This is a genomic window from Euzebyales bacterium (assembly GCA_036374135.1).
GTDB lineage: Bacteria > Actinomycetota > Nitriliruptoria > Euzebyales > JAHELV01 > JAHELV01.
The window spans coordinates 1-2,186 of the sequence record DASUUK010000109.1 but is presented as its reverse complement, the minus strand read 5'-3'; the positions used below and the strand labels follow the sequence as shown (position 1 = coordinate 2,186).

General features: G+C 72.8%; 3 protein-coding genes. 1 reads left to right on the top strand and 2 read right to left on the bottom strand.

Annotation, left to right across the window (positions count from 1 at the left end; genetic code table 11):
* Positions 1 to 4: 4 nt before the first annotated feature.
* The gene (locus VFZ70_17470) at positions 5 to 544 is read right to left on the bottom strand and encodes a YdeI/OmpD-associated family protein (GenBank protein HEX6257603.1); all 540 of its coding nucleotides are present in this window, start codon (positions 542 to 544) and stop codon (positions 5 to 7) included.
* 13 nt (positions 545 to 557) lie between these two features.
* On the bottom strand, positions 558 to 1,382 hold the full coding sequence (locus VFZ70_17465) for an SDR family oxidoreductase (GenBank protein HEX6257602.1): 825 nt from the start codon (positions 1,380 to 1,382) through the stop codon (positions 558 to 560).
* A 160-nt stretch (positions 1,383 to 1,542) separates the two neighbouring features.
* On the opposite strand from VFZ70_17465, the gene VFZ70_17460 reads away from it, so the two are divergent.
* The coding region (locus VFZ70_17460) for an RNA polymerase subunit sigma-70 (protein HEX6257601.1) at positions 1,543 to 2,186 on the top strand (644 nt) is incomplete at its 3' end.

Below are 2,186 nucleotides of genomic sequence, written 5' to 3'. Positions count from 1 at the left end.
CCGGTCAGTTGCGCAGCGCGTCGAGCACCTTGGCGACGCGCCGGGCACGCGTGGTCTCAGCCTTGGCGCCGGTGATGGAGTCGGCGTGGGCGCGCTGGCGGCTGTAGGACAGCTCGTCCCACGCCGCCCGTGCCGCCTGGTCCTGCGCCAGCTCGGCGGCCAGGTCGTCGGGCACCTCGACGACCCTCGGCGCGTCGTCGACGTCGAGGCGCACCTCCACCTCGTCACCCGCGCCACGGCCGGTGGCACGGCGGGTCTCGGCGTTGAACGAGATCAGGAACCGCCCACCCATCGAGGCGATCGTGTTGCGGTACCGGTGGTCGCCATCGATCGTGACGACGACCGGTACGCGCTTGCCGCGCCCGAACGCCGTCACGACGTCCTCGGGCACGACGATGCCGACGTTGTTGCCCCCCGATGCCAGCAGGGTGGTGCGAAAGGTCTGTGAGGTCTCGGCCATGCGGATCGGACGCCACGACGTGCCCGAACTCATCGCCGACCCGGCGACCACGAGCACGGGATCCGGGGAGCCGCGCCCCTGCACGGCCGGACAGGTCCTAGTCGAGGACGCCGACCAGTGCCGAGGCCGCGTTGCGCACCGCGTTGCCGGAGGTCAGGTCGACCACCGCTCCGGTGATGGCTGCCGCGCGGTCCGATGCCAGGAAGACCGCCGCATCGGCGACCTGGGCCAGCGTCGGTAGCCGCCCCAGCAGCGTCACGTCCTCTGCCCACTGCGCGAGCCACCGCTCGACGCTGACACCCGCCGCGGCGGCCCGCCGCCCGAACAGCTCACCCGCGAACGAGCCGTTGGAGGGTGCGTCGGCGATCGCGTGCGGTCGCAGGCAGACGACGCGCACGCCGCTGGGCCCGAGCTCGACCGCCAGCCGCTGGGTCATCGCCTCGATCGCCGCACAGGTGGTGCCGTAGCCGACGGTCCCGGGGGGCACGACCCGGGACGCGCCCGACGAGAGCGTCAGGATCGTTCCCGACCGGCGCGCCGTCATGTGCCGCGCCACCGCCTTGGTCGTGATCAGGTTGGTCCGCAGGAAGGCGTCGATCGGCTGCATGACCTCCTCCACGGCCAGCTCGGCGACGGGTGTGCCGTGCGCGAACGGGAAGGACACGGCGTTCACCGCGATGTCGATGCCGCCCGCGTCGGCGGCCACGGCGTCGGCGTGCCCGGCGACGGCGCGCTCGTCGAGCGCGTCGACCTCGGCTACGCCGGCGGCGTCGCCGATGTCGTCCGCCACCTTCTCGAGCCGGGCCCTCGACCGCCCGGCGAGGTGGACACGGGCGCCGGCATCCGCGAACGCACGCGCGACGGCGCCGCCGATCGCCCCGCCGCCGCCGTAGATGACCGCGGTCTTGTTCTCCAGCATCATCTCGATCTCCTTCGATGGTGGGATGGCTGCATCTCTCGACGAGGCAGACACCACCGCGGCGAGAAACCGGGCGCGCCCGGTCCGCCCACGTCGGGGCTCGGCCGGTGTCGGTACCCAGGGTGGACATGAAGAGCGAGACGCGTGACGCGAGGGTGGAGTGGTGACAAGCGACCTGATGGCCAGGGCGCGGGCCGGGGACGGCGACGCGTTCCGGACGCTGACCGAGCCGCACCGTCGAGAGCTGCAGGTGCACTGCTACCGGATGCTCGGATCCTTCCAGGACGCCGAGGACGCCCTGCAGGACACGCTGCTGGCCGCCTGGCGAGGCCTCGGGGGGTTCGAGGAACGTGCCTCGATCCGCACGTGGCTCTACCGGATCGCCACCAACCGGTGCCTCAACGCGCTCCGCTCGGCCAGCCGACGCCCCGCCCGGGAGTGGGGCAACCCCGAAGTCGAACCACCCGAGCCGACCCGCCTCGGCGAGGTCGTGTGGCTCGAGCCGTATCCCGACGCCCTGCTCGAGGGCGCGATCGACGTGCCGCTCGGACCGGAGGCACGCTACGAACAGACCGAGGCCATCTCCCTGGCCTTCGTGACCGCGCTGCAGGTCCTGCCCGCTCGCCAGCGCGCCGTCCTCGTCTTGCGCGAAGTGCTCGGGTACCGCGCCAGCGAGGTGGCCGACATGCTCGACTCGACGGTCGACTCGGTCAACAGCCTCCTCAAACGGGCCCGCGCCACCGTGCAGCGCCGCCTGCCGCCGACCGGGGAGCGTGCACCGGCGCCTGCTCCCGACTCACCTGCCGA

Bases quoted from the DNA above. Each gene is read 5' to 3' on its own strand.
- VFZ70_17465 (HEX6257602.1), bottom strand. From the start codon at position 1,382: ATGATGCTGGAGAACAAGACCGCGGTCATCTACGGCGGCGGCGGGGCG.